The organism is Paenibacillus sp. BK720 (genome assembly GCF_011761545.1).
Taxonomy (GTDB): domain Bacteria; phylum Bacillota; class Bacilli; order Paenibacillales; family Paenibacillaceae; genus Pristimantibacillus.
This window is the reverse complement of record NZ_JAASRQ010000003.1, coordinates 335,527-354,458: the sequence shown is the minus strand read 5'-3', so window position 1 is coordinate 354,458 and position 18,932 is coordinate 335,527. Positions and strand designations below refer to the sequence as shown.

At 51.7% G+C, this 18,932-nt stretch carries 19 protein-coding genes; 7 read left to right on the top strand and 12 right to left on the bottom strand.

Annotation, left to right across the window (positions count from 1 at the left end; translation table 11 throughout):
* The first annotated feature begins 177 nt into the window (after positions 1-177).
* Positions 178-801 (top strand): hypothetical protein, encoded by a 624-nt coding sequence (locus tag FHT67_RS13625; protein ID WP_167198930.1) that lies wholly within the window; start codon positions 178-180, stop codon positions 799-801.
* Positions 785-1,846 (top strand): DUF262 domain-containing protein, encoded by a 1,062-nt coding sequence (locus tag FHT67_RS13620; RefSeq protein WP_167198927.1) that lies wholly within the window; start codon positions 785-787, stop codon positions 1,844-1,846. Before FHT67_RS13625 ends, FHT67_RS13620 begins: the two co-directional genes overlap by 17 nt.
* A gap of 283 nt (positions 1,847-2,129) precedes the next feature.
* Here the strand turns inward: FHT67_RS13620 and FHT67_RS13615 are convergent, their stop codons facing one another.
* Complete coding sequence (locus FHT67_RS13615) at positions 2,130-2,966, bottom strand: sulfurtransferase (protein WP_167198924.1); 837 nt, start codon at positions 2,964-2,966, stop codon at positions 2,130-2,132.
* A 185-nt stretch (positions 2,967-3,151) separates the two neighbouring features.
* Between FHT67_RS13615 and FHT67_RS13610 the strand changes: the two genes are divergently transcribed.
* The 4 genes from FHT67_RS13610 (at position 3,152) to FHT67_RS13595 (ending at position 5,569) form a co-directional block, all read left to right on the top strand.
* Positions 3,152-4,015 (top strand): hypothetical protein, encoded by an 864-nt coding sequence (locus FHT67_RS13610; protein WP_132311151.1) that lies wholly within the window; start codon positions 3,152-3,154, stop codon positions 4,013-4,015.
* A 183-nt stretch (positions 4,016-4,198) separates the two neighbouring features.
* Entirely contained in the window at positions 4,199-4,645 is a 447-nt protein-coding gene (locus tag FHT67_RS13605; RefSeq protein ID WP_167198923.1) for a hypothetical protein, read from the top strand.
* A gap of 1 nt (position 4,646) precedes the next feature.
* Positions 4,647-4,871, top strand: coding sequence for a helix-turn-helix transcriptional regulator (locus FHT67_RS13600; protein ID WP_167198920.1), 225 nt, complete (start codon positions 4,647-4,649; stop codon positions 4,869-4,871).
* Positions 4,872-4,888: 17 nt separating this feature from the next.
* Positions 4,889-5,569 carry a DUF4386 domain-containing protein gene (locus FHT67_RS13595; RefSeq protein WP_167198916.1) on the top strand — a complete coding sequence of 227 codons (681 nt, stop codon included), beginning with the start codon at positions 4,889-4,891 and terminating at the stop codon, positions 5,567-5,569.
* A gap of 59 nt (positions 5,570-5,628) precedes the next feature.
* On the opposite strand, the gene FHT67_RS29695 is transcribed toward FHT67_RS13595, so the two are convergent.
* Positions 5,629-6,624 carry a hypothetical protein gene (locus FHT67_RS29695; RefSeq protein WP_208403282.1) on the bottom strand — a complete coding sequence of 332 codons (996 nt, stop codon included), beginning with the start codon at positions 6,622-6,624 and terminating at the stop codon, positions 5,629-5,631.
* A 197-nt stretch (positions 6,625-6,821) separates the two neighbouring features.
* Here FHT67_RS29695 and FHT67_RS13585 point away from each other — a divergent pair, with 197 nt between their 5' ends.
* Positions 6,822-8,417 carry a stalk domain-containing protein gene (locus FHT67_RS13585; protein WP_167198913.1) on the top strand — a complete coding sequence of 532 codons (1,596 nt, stop codon included), beginning with the start codon at positions 6,822-6,824 and terminating at the stop codon, positions 8,415-8,417.
* Between the two features lie 50 nt (positions 8,418-8,467).
* Here the strand turns inward: FHT67_RS13585 and FHT67_RS13580 are convergent, their stop codons facing one another.
* The 10 genes from FHT67_RS13580 to FHT67_RS13535 all read right to left on the bottom strand — a co-directional run bounded on the left by FHT67_RS13580 (position 8,468) and on the right by FHT67_RS13535 (position 18,535).
* Complete coding sequence (locus FHT67_RS13580) at positions 8,468-9,718, bottom strand: molybdopterin-dependent oxidoreductase (RefSeq protein ID WP_132311161.1); 1,251 nt, start codon at positions 9,716-9,718, stop codon at positions 8,468-8,470.
* 13 nt (positions 9,719-9,731) lie between these two features.
* Complete coding sequence (locus FHT67_RS13575) at positions 9,732-10,787, bottom strand: sensor histidine kinase (RefSeq protein WP_167198910.1); 1,056 nt, start codon at positions 10,785-10,787, stop codon at positions 9,732-9,734.
* Complete coding sequence (locus FHT67_RS13570) at positions 10,784-11,524, bottom strand: response regulator transcription factor (RefSeq protein WP_132311165.1); 741 nt, start codon at positions 11,522-11,524, stop codon at positions 10,784-10,786. Before FHT67_RS13570 ends, FHT67_RS13575 begins: the two co-directional genes overlap by 4 nt.
* 130 nt (positions 11,525-11,654) lie before the next feature.
* On the bottom strand, positions 11,655-11,906 hold the full coding sequence (locus tag FHT67_RS13565) for a hypothetical protein (RefSeq protein ID WP_132311167.1): 252 nt from the start codon (positions 11,904-11,906) through the stop codon (positions 11,655-11,657).
* 209 nt (positions 11,907-12,115) lie between these two features.
* Positions 12,116-12,304 carry a hypothetical protein gene (locus tag FHT67_RS13560; protein WP_012772497.1) on the bottom strand — a complete coding sequence of 63 codons (189 nt, stop codon included), beginning with the start codon at positions 12,302-12,304 and terminating at the stop codon, positions 12,116-12,118.
* A gap of 187 nt (positions 12,305-12,491) precedes the next feature.
* Positions 12,492-12,704, bottom strand: a complete 213-nt coding sequence (locus tag FHT67_RS13555) for a hypothetical protein (protein ID WP_167198907.1) — start codon at positions 12,702-12,704, stop codon at positions 12,492-12,494.
* 147 nt (positions 12,705-12,851) lie between these two features.
* Complete coding sequence (locus FHT67_RS13550; RefSeq protein WP_243711766.1) at positions 12,852-13,283, bottom strand: PaaI family thioesterase; 432 nt, start codon at positions 13,281-13,283, stop codon at positions 12,852-12,854.
* 20 nt (positions 13,284-13,303) lie between these two features.
* Positions 13,304-15,064 carry a long-chain-fatty-acid--CoA ligase gene (locus FHT67_RS13545; RefSeq protein WP_481856708.1) on the bottom strand — a complete coding sequence of 587 codons (1,761 nt, stop codon included), beginning with the start codon at positions 15,062-15,064 and terminating at the stop codon, positions 13,304-13,306.
* Positions 15,065-15,493: 429 nt separating this feature from the next.
* On the bottom strand, positions 15,494-17,269 hold the full coding sequence (locus FHT67_RS13540; protein WP_167198904.1) for an acyl-CoA dehydrogenase family protein: 1,776 nt from the start codon (positions 17,267-17,269) through the stop codon (positions 15,494-15,496).
* Positions 17,270-17,323: 54 nt separating this feature from the next.
* A complete protein-coding gene (locus tag FHT67_RS13535; protein ID WP_132311175.1) occupies positions 17,324-18,535 on the bottom strand; it encodes an acetyl-CoA C-acyltransferase in 1,212 nt (403 codons plus the stop codon).
* Positions 18,536-18,932: the final 397 nt, after the last annotated feature.

The window sequence follows — 18,932 nt, the reverse complement described above, 5'->3', positions numbered from 1 at the left end:
ATTCAAATCTTACCCAACCTCAATCGGATTCCCCTCATAGCTAATCCAATCACTCCAGTTGACGATTTATATATGCTAATGCTCTCCGGATGCAGTAAGTTATTATTGCTTAGTTCCCATCAATAAGTATAATGTTGACTAGGCAAAAACTACCAAACACTGCTGTGAGGTGTGTCAATGAATGTCGAACAAATGAAACAAGATGTAATGAATATAGATTCCCTCGACTTTTATCAAAAATACTTACTCGGCAATGAGGTATGGTATTATAAGAATTTTTTGGGGAAATCTGATTTTTCAAGAATATATGATGAAATGAAAAGGTATATTGCTAATAAGCTTGGAATTCATATAAATGACATCGCTATATTTGGAAGTGCAAAGATTGGATTCAGCCTAAATCCAAAAAAAGGCTTTCGTGATTTTACTGAGAAGTCAGATATTGATATTGTGCTAGTATCAAGGAACTTATTCTACCAATTTTGGAATGCATATTTAGAAATGTATAGTGGTCAACGCTACATCAAAAAATATCAACGAGTCACAAGTTCGCTCTTCAGACAATTTATTTGCTTAGACGGTTTCGATGATTCAAATGAGCGGTTTATTGAATGGAACAAAAGGGCCAGTGGCTTCCAAAAGGATTTACAATTGTTCTATGATATAAAGGAACACACGATAAATTATCGTATTTTTGACTCTTGGGATGCAGTTCAAAGATATTATACTCGAAATTTAGATGACTTAAAGAGAGGCTACTCGCCTGAAGGAGGCACCGAAGAAAATGACACGGAAAATTGATCTAATTAAAAATGAAACAAGAGATGTAAAATGGATCGTAGATAGAATGAGAAACGGAGACCTCATTGTTGATAACAACTTTCAAAGAAATTATGTTTGGCTAGTAAAACATCAAGTAAGATTAATTGAGACAATACTACTCGGGTATACTATACCCGAAATTTACTTGTGGTCTGTCAATACGAACCCTGATACAGGTGAAACAACATATAGCATTGTCGATGGCCAACAGCGAATCGGGGCAGTTTATGATTTTATCAATGGACAATTTATTTTAGAAAGAGCCTTTATAGAAAACAAAGAAAGCGAATATTGCAATAAATCATTTAAAGAGTTATCAGATCAACAAAAGGCAGCAATTTGGGCATACCCATTTTCAACAAGGTTTATTAAAGATGAAGTTCAAAAATCAGACATTATTGCAATGTTTTTGCGTTTAAATAGCACTAGTAACTCTTTAAATCCTCAAGAACTTCGAAATGCTGAATTTGATGGAGAATTCCTCAAATTAGCTGAGGAATTGGCTTCTTACCCCTTCTGGGAAGCATGGAATATCTTTTCCTCAACTCAAATAAGACGAATGGCGGACATGCAATTTGTTAGTAGTCTATTAATCTTTCTAAGATTTGGTGTTGAAGAAGAGACTACACAAGTTAACATTAACCGCGTCTATGATCTATTTAATAAAGAGTACAGTGAACGAGATGATGATTTTGCAACTTTTATTAGTATACTAGATGCGATTAATTCAATTATGTTGAATGATCATATTATCAACTTCGTTAGAAAAACTACTCATTTGTATATTATGTTTATTGTGGCATACATCTCAATAAAATCAGGAAAGACTTTAAAAGATTCAATTTTAGAAAACTTAAACACTTTTGTTGAGACATATGATGATCCAACGAAGCAAATGCAACTATACGGTGATGAATTATTTCGTGATATCCAAGAATACAAACGACTTAGTTCGGAAGGTACTCAATCAAAGAGTAAACGTATGAGAAGACTTGAGATAATGAGAAAAGTACTAAACGTGTGAAGCCCCCCTATATTTAGAATAGGAGATTGTTCGGTTCAATCAATTTGCATTGCTGTCTTGTTTATTTTAACTCTTTGACTCGGTCGGGAACAACTTCGTAATGGCGGTCTAGCTTAGCCCTCCGTCTATATACACGGCGTTTCAAGAGACATGGGCATACCTTCTGTTTGACCCGTTCTGTGATCACTGTCATGAACCGTTTGTTAGACTTCGAAGTAAAAAACATCGCTAGGGCCGTATAGGCCTCTTGGCGATGTTTTTACAATCAGCATACTACTATGCCTTACTCTTCCCCAACCTCAATCGGATTCTCTTCATACGAAATCCAATCGCTCCAACTACCCGCATACAGCCTTACCTTCGTAAAGCCCGCTTCCTGCAAAGCCAGCACGTTCGGGCATGCCGTTACGCCGGAACCGCAGTAGACGATGGTCTCCTGATCCTTCGGCAGATCTTCGAATCTTGCTGCCTGCTCGTCGGCGTTTTTCCACTTGCCGTCTTCTCCCTTGCCTTCCGACCAGAGACGATTGATAGCTCCCGGAATATGGCCGGCAATCCGGTCTAATGGCTCGACTTCGCCGCGGTAACGCGCGCCGTCGCGGGAGTCGATCAGCGTGATATGCTCAACGCCAAGCTTCTCTTTCACTTCATCCATCTCGATCAGCATGTTATGCTGCACGGTTGCCAGGTAGCGCGCAGGTACAAGCACCTTCTGCTCGGCGTTCACCGGGAAGCCGGCATTTTGCCAAGAGGTAAAGCCTTCGTCCAGCACGAACACCTGCTCATGGCCCAAGTATTTCAGCAGCCACCATAGACGGGAAGCGTATGCTCCGCCTTGGTCGTCGTAAGCGACAACGCGGGTTTCATTGCTGATGCCAACCTTACTGAGCGCGATTGTCAGATCGGTGATGTCCGGCAGCGGATGGCGTCCGCCATGCTCGTCGATTGGAGCGGACAGGTCCTTTTCCAAATCCAGATATACGGCCCCTGCAATATGGGAGGCTTCATAAGCCTCGCGGCCGAAGTCCGGCTTGCCAAGCTGGAAGCGGCAGTCGACGATAACGAGGTCTGTCTCATATAAGCGGGCAAGAAGCCATTTTAACGATACGATATTGTTCATGAAGGAATAACCGCCTTTCGTATGTATGCTATATGAGCATTATACATGATTCCGGTCCCTATCTTCTAACCCTGTAAATCACCGTTTACAAATATTGCATACAAGCATAATCATGCGCAAATAATTCATAGATATTATCTTCTTCGGAATCATTATTCCAATATTTTATCAAAGGAGATGAATTTATGTTCAAACGTTTCATCGGTACGGCAGCCGTCATTATCGCTCTGGGTGCTGCGCTCGTTACCGAAGCCGGCATCGCCCCTTCCGAGGCGCATGCGGCAAGCAACATGGTTCCGGATTACGAGGTTAAGCTTCTTATGAATCCAAGCACAACGCTTGGCCCGGATTTCAAGCTGACAAGCTCGGTATTAAGCGCCTTCTCGATGCCTACAACGGTAACGAAGATGAACGTGGCCTTCCTTGATACCAATGCCAAAGACATCTACAACAACGGCTGGAGCACCCGCATCCGCAAGACGGAAGGCGAAGACGACTTCGAATTGTCCTACAAGAAGCGCTACGCCATTACCAATAACGATATTAACGCGGCGCTGACGCAAGCGAACAACGATGGCTTTAACTCCGGCGATACGAACTACGAAGCTCAAGTCGAATGGGGTTACCTCAAAAAAACGCTTAGCATCACCCGCACCAAAAGCGGCAGCAAGTCCGGCTACAGCGGCATGGATCTCCCGTCGATCAGCGACGCCCGCAGCCTGATGATCAACAACGCACCGGATAAATTCAACGATTGGCTGTTTAACGACTGGGGTACGACCAAGCTGCAAACCTCCCGATATTTTGGCCCGGTGCTCGCCAAACGTTCCATCGGGACATGGAGCGGCATGCAGATATACATCGAAGTATGGCCGATTAAGAACGCCGCAGGCACCGGCACGGAATATGTGGTCGAGGCTTCCTTCAAAACGAACAGCGCAACAACCGCTTCCACTAAGCATGATGAGCTGGTCACGTACTTGCAAAACAAAGGCTGGTTCCTCGCTCAGGACTCGCTGAAAACCCAATTGATTATGGACCGTTACTAATCCGACACTTATAAATTCTCATCCAAAGGTTCTCCCGCGCCAAGCTTTATGCGTGGGAGGGCTTTTTTCATCTTTAAAAATAGGCCTGTCATACATGTAAAGTTAACTTGACATTGAGTATAGTTTAGATTACATTTTGTATATAGAACTTAACTTATTTTACCATTCAAGGAGGTACACCGCTTGACCTACCAGGAGAAGAAAAGCATCACCACGTTAATTAGCGCCGTGCTTATTTTTGCCGTCTATTGCTTGTATAAGTACGCGCAGTACCCGGAGGAAGGAATGGCACTTGAAGAAAGCATCCGTTACTGGGGCTCCTTCGTGTTGGTCCTGACGCTGGTATCGATTATCGCGCATATTGCGATCAGCATTATTTTCAACATCATCTTCCGGATCACTACCGGGGAGAAGGAACCCGCTTTTGCCGACGAATTGGATAAACTTATTGAGTTGAAAGCTCACCGGAACTCTTTTTTCCTATTCATACTCGGTTTTCTGCTTGCCATGGTGTCTCTTGCTACCGATCAGCCGCTAAACCTGATGTTCCTTATCCTGATCGCCTCCGGATTCCTGTCGGACGTTACCGGCTCGATCACGAAGCTATACCATTACCGGAAAGGAGTTTAACATGGCTAAAAATCTTGTCGGCAACCACATCCGCAAATTACGGTTTAATCTTAACGAGATGACACAGCAGCAATTGGCTGACAAGGTCGGCGTCACGAGACAAACGATAGTCGCATTGGAAAAAGGCAACTACTCCCCGTCCCTCGAGCTAGCCTTCCGGATCTCCCACGCTTTTGGACTGCCAATCGAAGAGATCTTCTTCTACGGGGATGATACGAGCCAATAAATATGAGGAGGCAACATATGGTTTCCATAACCAAAACGCCTAAAGTAACCGGCACCCTGTTTATACTCGCAGCCGTATCATCCGTATTAGGGCTTCTGTTCTACGGCCCTATTCTTAACCACGCGAATTACCTGACGAACGGCTCCGAGCAAGCAAGCCAGATTATCCTCGGAGCACTAATGGAGTTGATCCTAGTTGCTTCTGCCGTTGGCACCGCGGTCACCATGTATCCTTTTCTCAAAAAATACAACGAAAGCATCGCACTCGGCCATGTCTGCTTCCGCCTGCTCGAGGCCGTCGTTATCACGGTTGGCATAGTTGGCATGCTGTCCCTCGTCACCTTAAGCCGGCAATATGTCTCCGCTGGCGCTCCCGATTCCGCATCCTATGAAGCTGCCGGAACGTTGTTCCTGGCAGTGCATGACTGGACCTTTATGCTTGGCCCTAACTTCTTGCTCGGCATTAATACGATGCTGTACAGCTACATTTTCTACAAATCCGGGCTTGTCCCCCGCTTCATTCCGATCCTTGGCATGACCGGCGCCGTACTCGTGTTTAGCGCCTCGCTGTTCGAAATGTTTGGCGTATTCTCTCAGCTGTCGGTCTGGGGCGGTCTCCTCTCCCTGCCGGTAGCGGCAAACGAGATGATCCTGGCCGTTTGGCTGATTGCGAAAGGTTTTAACAAAGCGGCGCTCTGAAGAGCTGCGCGTATGCCAAAAAGGCCGGAATTCCACCAAGGAAATCCGGCCTTTACGATTTAAAAAGTCTCACTCGTAACCGTGTTAATAACCGTAGCCGTTAAGCCCCGGGTATTGATCGAACCACCGGCAAGCTGTTGTTGCGAGGCGGCAGAGGCCGTCACGGTAAAAGAGTACGTATACGTTCCCGGCCCCGGACTGTCTACCCAGGTGAGAGCGCTAGTCACGGAAACTTGGGAGAAATCCGCCTGATTTCCCTGCTGCGTTATCGCCTCATTATCGGCAGCGATAACGTCTTCGGGGTTTCTGGAGAGAACGCCGTTAACCAAGTAGCTCTGAACCACTGTAAAATCCACATTCGCAAAAGCATCCAGCTTCACCACTTGGTTAGCCAAGAGCACGATCGGCGTTAAGGTTAGCTCTACCGTGGCCTGGTTATTCACCAGGTCAATCTGTTCGCTGCTGCCGGAGAAGCGGATATCCGCAATACCCGAAGGTCCGGATAGACCTTGAACTCCCTGCGGCCCCGCAGCTCCGGCCACTCCTTGTGCCCCGACCGGCCCCTGAACGCCTTGCACGCCTTGAGCTCCTTGAGCACCTTGCGCTCCCTGAGGACCTTGCGCCCCTTGTACATCTCGCTGTATCGCTTCTCTTTGTAATCCGACAACATCGGAAGTCGCCGTAGCTTCTGCCCCTGTGAGATTCGCAGCCTGTATCGCCTGCACGAAAGCCGGAGAAGACACAATTCCGGGCAGTACGGAACGGACCGCGTTATCGAATACGGGATGCTCGATGACTTGCGGCAGAACCGTGCGGACAACCCTGTCAAAAGCAGGCGTCGCTAATACCTCAGGCAAGGCAGAGACAATGGAACGGTTAAAATTCGGGCTGGCAATCAAAGCGGGAATGACATCCGAAGATAGTTTGCCTGGCGTTACTGCATTTCTCGCCAGCTTGGTGGCCGTTATTGCTCTGGGAGCAATCCTGCTTGCCGTAATCGGCCGCTCCAGCCTGCTGACCCGCTCCTCAACGGTAAGTCTTTTTGCTCTTGGCAAAGCCTCTATCCCTCCACTCATATAACTGATCTATGATCTGTATATGGTTAACAGTGTATTGGGTAGGGACCTGTCCCGGCACGTTGTTTGTTCCTGAGGAAAGCGACTATTTTATTTTCATTTTCAAATAACGACAACCTGTCGTATTTATCCATTTCAACCTATAATAGAAAGTATTCCAGAGAGGGATGTGAAGGATGTTGAAAAAGATTTCCATGGTCTTTATCGTCTTGCTCTTAATTGTTTTAAGTATACCTTTTACCGGATTTAGTGCAGCCAATGTATATCTGCCTGACTCCTCCGGCACTGCGCTTAACTGGGATTTCGACGAAACCCCTCCGAAACGCCCGAATCTGAAGCTCCTTAACTCGGCGAACTATGAATACAAATGGAAAAGAGATAACTCGCTCTTATTTAACCTTGTTCAGGACAAGAATGGGGTCCTCTATATGAGCGATGCGGACAATAAGGTTCATGCCGTCTATCCAAATGGAAAGGAAAAATGGAGCGTTCAATTGGATATGGGCTTTGAGTTATCCGTTATTTATTTAGTTTTAGGCCAGGATGGAACGATCTATGCTTACAGCTCTGATTTCCTTACGCAGCCCGGCATGACCTCCATATATGCCCTATCGCCAGAAGGAAAGGTCAAATGGTATTTACCGCCCGATACCATGGTTTATAGCAGGTTCGACTCGCATTTTGCCGGTGATTCTCACGGCAATTTTGTCTATTTCTCTGCAGACGGATTAATCTCTCGTAATGCAAAGGGGGAGGTTAATTGGACAAACAAAGAAATTCGTACTTCCGATCCGAACAAACCATCGCCAAGCACGCGTTCCTCCTATTTATTTATTGACCCAAAAGGAAATATATATGTGGATTCCGAGAGTAAAGAGATCATCTCCATTCATTCCGACGGAACGGAAAGATGGCGTTCAACGCCTCAAAGCTACCTGAATCAGTTTGACGTTTTCTATCCTTATTTCTCGGACGCAGGCATCCTCTATATGCTTACTTCCAGCGGTTTGCATGCCTTGAAAGCATCGGACGGCAGCCAGGTTAAGCTTTCCGGTCAATCCGATTTATCGGATATCCGATCCTCAGGCATTCCAACCGACGGCAAGGGTGGTTACTACTTCGACAACAGAAGGGATATTCAAAAACTCGATTATAAAGGAACGATTAAATGGTCATACATACCAAGATCGACTGAAAAGTACGGAGTCGGCTCCACTAAACCTCTCGTTACAGACGATATGGGAAATCTCTATTTCGTTACGGGGGTTGGCAATATCATCGGTCTCGACCATAACGGATATGAAATATTCGTCTTTCTCAGGAATGCTTACTGGTATAAAATCTCAGAAGTTGTCATCGGAAGCAGCGGTAACCTCTATTCCATTAATCACGACATTGGACTTGTAGCCTTTGGCAAAAAACAAATCCAGGTTTATCAGAATAATCGCTATTTGCCTATGTCGGTAGCTCCTATAATGGATAACGGTTCCGTGTTAGTCCCCTTCCGCTCCTTGTTTGAGAGTATGGGCTTGAAGGTTGGCTGGAATTCCTCCTCGCAAACGATAACCGGTACAAAGGAAGGACTAACGATTCAAATGAAAATGGGTTCGCGAACGGCCTATGTGAACGGACAAGCGAAGTCATTGAGTATTGCTCCAAAGATGTTCAAAAATTCTACTTTTGTACCCCTTCGTTTTGTAGCGGAAGCTCTTGGGAAGAACGTAAGCTGGGACAGTAAAAGCTCTTCCGTTAATATTAATTCAAAGGTATGAGCAATCAACAAAAAGGCCAGATTTCCTCGCAGAGGATTTCTGGCCTTTCCCTACACCCAAGCATCAATATCATAGCCCCGCTCTTCCCAATAGCCGATATGATCCTTGTCGATCAGCTCGATCCGGTTAAGCCATTTCACCGACTTGTACGCGTACATTTTTGGCACGATCAGCCGGACCGGGCCGCCGAGCTCGCTTGGGATTAGATTGCCGTCATGCAGCATCGCGACCATAATGTCGTCCATCTGCGCCTGCTCGAGGGTGAGCGCATCGGTGTATACGCCATCGCCTGAGTAGAACTTCACCGTTTTCGCGTTTGTTTTAACCCCGGCCTCCTGCAGAAACTGCTTGAGCGGAATGCCTTCCCACGTATTCTTGTACACGGACCAGCCCGTCACGCAGTGAAAATCGCTCACCTGAACCTTGCGCGTCAGCTTCACGAATTGCTCCCAGTTCCATGTCATGGGCTTATCGACCAGCCCGTCTATGGTGAAGGACCAGGTCTCATTGGAGAAGGACGGAATCGGCGTCACGGAATAGATCCGGAAGTCGCCTTTGGCTCCCCCGCCTATAGGAGGCGCGGAGGCTGGCATGGGCTGCGGCAGAGGTGCGAGCTGATTGCCATCCCTTGTCACAATCTCCTCGTAAGAGGGACTCCCGAGGCTGACGCCAAGCGTATTGACGGTCCACTTCAGAAAAGACGGTCCAACCGCAATCGCAATACCGCCTCCAACCGCCCATTTTACAAATGAACGCCGGGACAAGTACGACTGCGGGCTTGCCGCGGGATGAATCGGTACGTCCACCGTTTTCTGTTCACGCTCCGTGCGCACCGTTCGCCGGTTCGGCTCCTTGAGCCATTTCGTCCTGGTAATGGAATGGTAAATAATATAAGGCAGGCCAATCCAGGTTAAGAGATCATGTACGGTCAGCGCATGGTTCGACCACCACGGCCCTACGGCGCGGAACTGCCAGAGCAACACGCCCGAGATGAGCCATCCGACAAGCAGGCCAAGCACGACAAAAACATTAAACTTCTGCCAGCCTTTGCCTCTCAGCTGCTTCCAGTGCTTGGCCGCGAGCAAGAGATAGAACACAACCGGAACAAGGGACAACAAGCCGACGATAATGTGCAGCTCCTTCAGCCACACCCTTCCTTCCCCAAGCACGCCGCGCCAGTAATTCATCACCAGCATGATCCCGGACAAGGCCAGCACGACCACAATCCAGCCGTTCCAAGCATGCAGGAGGGTAAGCTTCCGGCCAAACCCCTTGCGTACCCATTTCAGAAAATCTCCCATCCTCGTCCTCCTTTCATAAATGAGACGTCTTCTTCCCTTCGTGAACCGTGAACCAGAATCGGCTGCCTTGACCGTCCGGCTGCTCGACTCCAATAGAGCCCCCGTATTGCTCCACCAGCCGTTTGGCAATCGACAGCCCAAGACCCGAACCGCCGCCTTCGCGGCTGCGGGAGCGATCCGTCCGGTAGAAGCGGTCAAAGATCCGCTCCCGCTCGCCTTCCGCAATCCCGACTCCTTCGTCGGTCACCGATAACCGGAGCATGCTGCCATCCAGCTCGTCGGCCTCAATGAGGATAATGCCGCCGCGAGGAGAGTAACGAACGGCGTTCTCGATCAGATTTTGCAGGACGCGCTGCAGATGCCGGGCTTTCATGTTGACCCGCAGCGGACGCTCCGGCAGACGGACTCGAAGCTGTTGTCCCATCTCCTCCAGCTGAAGCGAGAATCGCGGATGCAGCTCGAGAAGCACGTCCTCCACAACGGCCGTGTGACTAATTTCTTTGTCCTGCGCCTCCGCATCCAGAGTAGACAGCTCGAACAAATCCTGTATAAGCTCGCTCAAACGCATCGTCTCCGAACGGATCGTGCCCAGATAACGGCGGTATTCCGCTTCGTCTTCAAGGACCCTGTCCTCCAGGGCTTCCGCATAGGATTGCATGGAAGCCAGCGGCGTACGCAGGTCATGAGCCATATTGGCCACCAGCTCCCGCTGGGCGGACTCGGCCGCGCGAACCTGCAGGAAGCTCTGCTCCAAGCTTGCGCCCATCCGGTTGAATTGATCCGCCAGCTGCTTGAATTCCTTCAGACCAGCAGGCTCCACCCTTGTCTGCAGCTCCCCGGCGGCAATTCGGGCAGCACCTTCCCCGACCCGGCGCACCGAGGCTTCAAGCGGACGAACCAGAAGGAAGAAGAGCAGCGCGGATGCCATTCCTGCTCCTACCGTAGCGATACAAAGCCATATCAGCTGCTCCCGCGTAACCAGCATGTATTGAAAGAAAACAAGAAGAAGCACGATAATAAACGCAATGCTAATCGTGTTGGCGAGCAAGAGATAGGTTCGAAGCTTCATCCCGGGCTCCCTTTGGGGTCCAGCTTGTAGCCTATACCCCATACCGTTTTAATCCAGCGCGGGTCAGACGGATTAGGCTCGATTTTCTCGCGCAGGCGCCGGACTTGCACGGTTACGGTTGTCGTATCCCCGTCGTAGGCGATATCCCATACCTGATTAAGCAGCTGGCTGCGCGAGAACACCTTGCCGGGATACATGGCGAGCAAATGCAGCAGATCGAATTCCTTCACGGTCAGCTCGACATCCGACTCCAGAACGGAAACCCTTCTCTCTTGCGGGTAGATCGATAAGCCTTCGAGATAAATCGCTTGACCCGATGCTTCCTCCGGAAGCTTTTCCGCATCCCGTTCCCCGGGCGATGCATCGCTTCTCCGGCCCACTCTCCGCAAAATATTATGGATTCGAAGCACAAGCTCTCTAGGGCTGAATGGCTTCGTCATATAATCGTCAGCGCCCATCGTGAGACCAAGCAGCCGGTCCGGCTCTTCGCCGCGGGCTGTAAGCATGATAATCGGGGTATCGTCGACCTGCCGAATCCTATCGCAAACTTCAATTCCGTCCACCTTCGGCATCATTAAATCCAGCACCAACAGGTCCGGGCGATGCTCCTTCCATAGGCGGATCGCCTCTTCCCCGTTCTCCGCTATCCACACCACATGGCCTTCCCGCTCCAAATACCGCCGGCATACATCCGTAATATTCCTCTCATCGTCCGCTACTATTATGCTTGCGCCCATCCGCTGCCCTCCCGTCCAACAACCTCTTGATGCTTCTATTATACGGCTTGTTTAAATCGGTTACGACTGTACCCGGCAAAAGAAAGAGCATCCCCCTGCCGCCGGGCAGAGGGATAACGCGCAACGGGCTTTATTTGCTGTCGTTCATCGACTTGTCGTCGTTCATCGACTTGTCGTCATTCATCATCTTGTCGTCGTTCATCGACTTGTTGTCGTTCATCGGCTTGTCGTCGTTCATCGGCTTGTCTTCGTTCATAGCCTTGTTGTCATTCATCTCCGATGCCGGCTTATTGCTCATCTTGTCCTTATTATTGTCTGCATTACATGCGCTTAACAGCAGTACGCCTCCCAGCACAACGATAGCCCATACTTGTTTCTTCATGTTTATCTCCCCTTTCAAGCCTATGAGTGCCACCCAAGCTATTCACGACTCCTAGCTTACCGGAAAAAGCTAACCATTGAAGAACGGGGCTCTTGCAAAAGCATTATCAAATCCTTACAAAAGGATTACATCCAGTCCAATCTCTTATCCGCAGCACAAAAAAGGCTTTGCACCTGTATCATACAGATGCAAAGCCATTTCGTATGCGCTCAACTGACCGAGGAGTTGATCTTACCCATCTCGTCTTCCACTAAAATTGTTAATTCATCCTCGTATCCGCCCGTTATCCTATACTTCCGGATATAGTCTTTAACAAACTTGCGCGGATCCTTCGGCTGAAAAATTCTCGTGAGTTCCTTCAGGCTTTCCTTGACCTCATTCTGGCTATGTTTCGCCATGAAATCTCCTCCCCTATACGTTGGATGGTCGTCCTAAACAACAAATCCGAGAACGGATGCGGCATTTACGCCGCAAATTACCCCCCATTTCAGTGCAGGCAACTCCATGGTCAATGAGTCACAATGTTTGCATTTTTCTTACTATTATAACATTTCGGGCAAGATTGTAAAATAAACAAATGTTAATCTAACCCGTGCCTTCGTTCTCCCGAGGCGGCTTAGCCGGAGGCTCTTCGGCCTTTGGCGGAGCGGCTTTCGGGGGAATTGACGGAGGCGGAACGTCCATGGATGAATGGTGCGTTTCGTTCCTGTTAAACATTCGTAAATAGGCAAAAACGCCAATTATCGCAACTGCAATCCCAAATAGCAAAACGACCGCGGTAATCCATCCATCGACCATGCTCCCGCCTCCTCTCTTCTTATATTTATCGGCTGAAAGCTGTTTTGGTTTCAGTTTATTCGCCTATAAATTTTTCTTCCATATATAGGATATATTATATCGAACCAACCGTCCGTCAGCAACTCGGCCAAATTGACTAAATATTCGTTATCGCGACACAATCCGATAGGTTCCGCTTCCCCACGCGATCAATCTTCCTTCCTCATCCTTCACCGTTGCCTGCAGGGTAATCGTCCGTCCAATCCGGTGCATGATCTCGGCTTCGCACACCAGATTGCCGCTCTTCGCGCTCTCCAGAAAATGCGTGTTCAGGCCTGCGGTAACCGTCTTTTCGCGGCATGCGATCATGACGACTAGACCCATTGCATTATCCAGCATAGACATCAATACCCCGCCATGCACGATGCCAATCAGATTCAAATGTCGCTGCTCCGCGCGTAGCCGGATCGCCGCTTTTTCCGCATGGGCAAAGACAACCTCGCAACCAAGCTCGCTCCAAAAAGTCCCGCTGGCCAGCTCCTCCAGCTTCGCCAAATGCCTCTCGATATCCGCCTGCTCCGCGGCAAAATCCTCCGCCACGCGCATCACCGCCTCTTAAGTTATTGCTCCTTCTCCAGCTCCTCCATCAGCTTGCGTCTCAAGACCTTGCCGATCATCGTCTTCGGAAGCGAGTCCCGGAACTCGTACAGATGCGGCACCTTAAACGCGGCAAGCCGCTGCCTGCACCAGACGTCGAGCTGGGCCGCCGATACGTAAGAGCCCTTTTTAAGTACAACGAAAGCCTTCACCGTCTCGCCGCGGTACGGATCCTTCACCCCAAGGACGGAGGCTTCCATGACGGCCGGATGCTCATACAGCACCTCTTCGACCTCGCGCGGATAAATATTGAAGCCCCCCGCAATAATGACGTCCTTGATCCGGTCCACAATCGTAAAAAAGCCGTCTTCGTCCATATAGCCAAGGTCGCCGGTGTGCAGCCAGCCATCCCTCAGCACGATTTCGGTCTCCTTCGGATTGTTCCAGTAGCCCTTCATGACCTGAGGACCGCGAATGACAAGCTCGCCAACCTCGCGAACGGGAAGCGGCTTGCCCTCCGGGCTGAAGATCGCGGCCTCCGTATCCGGAAAAGGCATGCCGATCGTGCCGATTTTGCGCTTGCCCCAGATCAGATTGGCATGCGTCACCGGCGAAGCTTCCGTCAAGCCATAGCCTTCGATCAGCTTGCCGCCGGTCATTTTCTCGAACTGCTCCTGCACCTCCAGCGGCAGCGCCGCCGATCCGCTGATGCAAGCCTCGATCGAGGAAAGATCGGTGCTGGCTGAATTCTTATGATTAATCAATGCCACATACATCGTTGGCGCACCCGGGAACAGCGTGGGCTGCTGCCGGCTTATCGTATCGAGCACCGTCTCGGTCTCAAATCGCGGCAGAAGCACCAGCGAGCCGGCGCGCATAACGGAGAAATTCATTAACACGGTTAAGCCAAATACATGAAATAGCGGCAGCGCCGCCAGAAATCTTTCGTAGCCATCCTTCACCCTGTAGCACCAGGCGGAGGTCTGCATCGTATTGGCCACAAGGTTCCGGTGCGTCAGCATCACCCCTTTCGGCGTTCCGGTCGTGCCACCGGTATATTGAAGCTGGGCGAGATCGCCGCCGTGGATATCGGTCAGGACGGGAAGATTAGAGCTGGAGGACAGAAGCTTCTTATAAGAGACAACGCCGAGACGGCCGTACGGAATATCGGCTTTGAAGCCTTCTTTGCGCTGCTTGAGCGGATAGAGGAGATTTTTCGGAAAAGGAAGTCCGTCCTTCAGCGACGTAATGATCGCGTTCCTGAGCTTCGGAACGGCTCCCGCCTCCGGAAGCTCGCCGCGCACGTTGGCAAGGCGCTCATAGAACAGGTCGACGGTAATGATCGTTGTCGCCCCGCTGTCCTTCAGCTGATGCTCCAGCTCCCGCTCCACATAAAGCGGATTGGTCTGAACCACAACGGCGCCAATCATTAGGGCGGCGTAGTAAGAGATCACCGCCTGCGGACAGTTCGGCAGCATAATGGCCACGCGGTCGCCGCGGTTGACGCCAAGCGAGATCAGACCGTTAGCCAAGCGGCAGGTATGGTCGTAAAGCTCGCGGTAGGTGAGCGATTTGCCGAGAAAATGAACGGCTTCATTCGCCGGGAATTTCTCCACGGCATTCATGAGGAACTGCGGAATGCCATGATTCGGGTAATCCAGGGAAGCCGGGATCTCCAGCGGGTAATGCCGCAGCCACGGCTTTGGAATGACGGGAGGAGCCTCGGGCTCCTCCGATGCCGCGGAGGCAACGGCTTCCTCGGGAGCCGGCTCATCGCCTGGCATGTCTGCGGCGGACGGTGCAGGCGTAACTTCCGGAGCGGCGTCTGCTGCGTCAGGCACTTCGCTCTGCTCGGCCTCTGCCGATGGAGCAGAGGCCGCTGCTGGCGCAGCCTCCGGCACAATCGCTTCCGCGGATGGCTCTGCCTCCGGGGCGGCATTGGCTGCGGCAGGCTCCTCGCTCGACTCGGCCTCCGCCGGCGACGGAGCAGCTTTAGTCGCTGGGGCTTCATCGGTTGCGGCAGCTTCCTCGCTTGGCTCGGCCCCCGCGGACGGAGCCGCCTGAGGCTCGGCTTCTATGAGCTGCGGGGCTGCGGCTTCCTCCTGCCGTGGCGATAGCGGCGTTTCGTCAGGTGCGGAATTGGCCGGCTTTTGCCGATCCTCGGGTACAAGCGGGTTTTCCGGATCTGCCTTACCCATATGGCGTTCCCCCTCCTACACAATATATTGCTCCCCGCTAATGACGCGCGCGGCAATGTCCCGCTTGGCCGCAATCGTATCGACCAGCGGACCGCGCATCAGCTTTTTCAAGACCGACAGCTGCATCTGCAAGGCATCTCCCTTCGCCAGCGCCGCCAGAGCAACCTTCGCAATCGCTTCGATCTTCTCCAGCGCTTCCTGTACGAAGACTTCCGTCATTTGAATCGCGTTCCCCGCATCCGCGCCGCTATGCACGAGCTTTTGCGTGCGGAGCAGCGCGCTTTCCGCCGCGAAGAGCTGAATCATGATATCCGAAAGCGAGCAGAGCACTTCCTGCTCCTGGTCGAGCTTCATGCCAAGCTTTTGCACGGCAAGCCCGCCGACGGCAAGAAATGCTTTTTTCCCCTGCGATACGCGGTATGCCTCCCGGCTGAGCGGCTCATCAAACGGCGGAACCGGCATCGGCTGCAGCAGCTCGGCCTGCAGGGACTGCGCTTTTTCGAGCAGCGGGAGCTCGCCCTTCATCGCTTTTTTCAGCAAGGTTCCCGGAATGAGCATCCGGTTAATCTCGTTGGTCCCTTCGAAAATCCGGTTAATCCGCGAATCCCGGTAAATACGCTCCACCTTGTATTCCTTGATATAGCCGTAGCCGCCGTGGATCTGGATCCCCTCGTCCGCGACAAAATCCAGCGTCTCCGACGCAAACACCTTATTAATCGAGCATTCCAGCGCGTACTCGCTGATTGCTTTCGCCGCCCGCATTCCGGCATCCGGCGCATCCGCTCCGGCACCCTCGGCGCTCAGCATGGCATCGATCCAGCCCGCGGTCCGGTATACCATGGATTCCAGCACGTAGGTTCTGATATTCATATCCGCCAGCTTGGCGCCAATCAGCGGATAAGAGGAGATGGCGCGGCCGAACTGCTTGCGCGTGTTGGCGTATTTGGAGGCCAGCTCGATCGTTTCCTTTGCCGCGCCAAGACAGCCCGCTCCCAGCTTGAACCGCCCGATGTTCAGGATGTTGAACGCGATTTTATGCCCTTGGCCGATCTCGCCAAGCACGTTCTCCACCGGCACCGCGACATCCTCGAAAAATAACGGGCGCGTCGACGAGCCTTTTATGCCCATCTTGTGCTCCTCCGGACCAAGGCTGAAGCCCGGCATTCCTTTTTCCACGATAAACGCGCTGAACGCTTCCCCGTCCACCTTCGCGTATACGATAAACACATCCGCAAAGCCCGCGTTGGTGATGTACAGCTTGGAGCCGTTCAGAATATAGTGGCTGCCGTCAGGCGACAGCTTTGCCGTCGTTTTGGCGCCTAAAGCATCCGATCCGGAGGCCGGCTCCGTTAAGCAATAGGCGGCGATCAGCTCACCCGTGGCGAGCTTCGGCAAGTATTTGCGCTTCTGCGCGGCCGTTCCGAAAAAGACGATCGGCAGCGTGCCGATCCCCGTATGCGCGCCAACGGACAGCGCGAAAGAGGAGGCGCGGGCAAGCGTCTCCGACAGCAGGGTAGTGCTTACTTTATCAAGTCCAAGACCGCCATAGGCTTCGGGTACATCCGCTCCAAGAAGGCCAAGCTCGCCGGCCTGGCGCATCAGCTTTACCGTCAGCTCATAGTTGAGGCCCTCAATCTGCTCATCAAGCGGAAAAATCTCTCCCTCCACAAACTGCTTCGCCGCATCCGCCATCATCTTCTGCTCTTCGTTGAAATCCTCCGGCGTCACCGTCGCGGACGGCAGAGCATCCTCGATTACGAAACGACCGCCAAACCGAATGTTTTCCCCCATGCTATACGTCCCCTTTCCCTTTCGCCTTCCTGCATCCTCCACTTGCGCGCTATGCTACGCGTATACCTCAAACACGCCAGCGGCTCCCATTCCTCCGCCAACACACATCGTGACAACCCCGATTCCGCCACCGCGTCTCCTAAGCTCGTGAATAAGCGATACCGACAGCTTTGTCCCCGTACAGCCAAGCGGATGACCAAGCGCAATCGCCCCGCCGTTTACGTTCACGCGTTCGGGATCGATGCCAAGCTCCTCTATAATCGGCACGCATTGGGCGGCAAAAGCTTCATTCAGCTCGAAAATATCAACGTCGTTAACCGTTAAGTTGGCTGCCTTGAGCGCTTTTGGAACAGCCTCTATCGGGCCGATGCCCATTACTTCGGGAGCTACCCCGGCTACCCGGTAGGTGCGGAAAGCGGCAAGGGGCGTCAGCCCAAGCTCCTTCGCCTTGGCACGGCTCATCACAACAACCGCGGCTGCGCCATCGCTCATCTGCGAGGAATTGCCGGCCGTAACCGTACCTTCCCGGGCAAAAGACGGCTTGAGCGGCGCCAGCGTCTCCGGCGTTGTATCCGGACGGACGCCTTCATCGGTGTCGAACGTGAAGGTGCGTTCAATTGGCCGGCCATACTCGTTCACATCGGACCGGGTTGCCGTCACCGGTACGATCTCGTCTTTGAAGCGGCCTTCCTGAATGGCGGCCGCCGCTTTGCGATGGCTGGAAGCGGCAAACGCATCCTGCGCCGCGCGGGTAACATTGTAGCGGCGCGCCACCTCCTCCGCCGTGTGACCCATGCCCATGTAGACCTCCGGCATGGCATCCACAATGCCCGGATGCGGCGACAGCTTAAAGCCGGTCATGGGCACATGGCTCATGCTTTCCACGCCGCCGGCGACGAGAATGTCGGCGTCGCCGAGCCTTATCCGTTCAGCCGCGTAAGCGATCGCCTGCAGACCCGAAGCGCAGAACCGGTTAATCGTCACGGCCGGCGTCGTAACCGGGAAGCCGGAATAGAGCGATATAATTCGCGCCATGTTCAGCCCCTGCTCGCCTTCCGGCATGGCGCAGCCGATGATGACATCCTCGACGTCGGCGGCATCAAGACCCGGAACCCGGCCTACCGCCGCAGTCAGCACGGCCCGTCCAAGGTCCTCAGCCCTTGTCTCCGCCAGACTTCCCTTCTTCGCCTTGCCCACCGCGGTTCGTACCGCGGATACGATAACGGCATCGCGGTCATGATCCGCAAATTTGCCCGCTGCTCCCATAGAGCGCCTCCTTCTTTTTGGCGCCGCCTCTTCCTCATCGCGCAGGCGGCGCTTTTGTTGTGGTTCTTTTTGCGATAAGACCCTGCGAGGGTCTTATTAGCTGCGTTAGCCGTGTTTTCGAGCAGCTTCTGGACTTGTTTCGACGTTAAGGCCCTTCAGGGACCATATGCGGCCTCGTTCGGCGTTTGTTAGGGTGGTTAAGGTCCGTTAGGGACCTTAACCTTGTGAAATCAGCATGATACGCAACATTTTCCACCTGAAATCTGAGTATTAAAGCCCTTTAGGGACCTTAATGCGCTTCATATTGCAAGTTAGTTTAACGTTAAGGCCCCTAACGAACCCTAACGGCTTAAGCAGAAGGCCGGCGATCAGCACCTCATGACGATTGCGTCGGGCG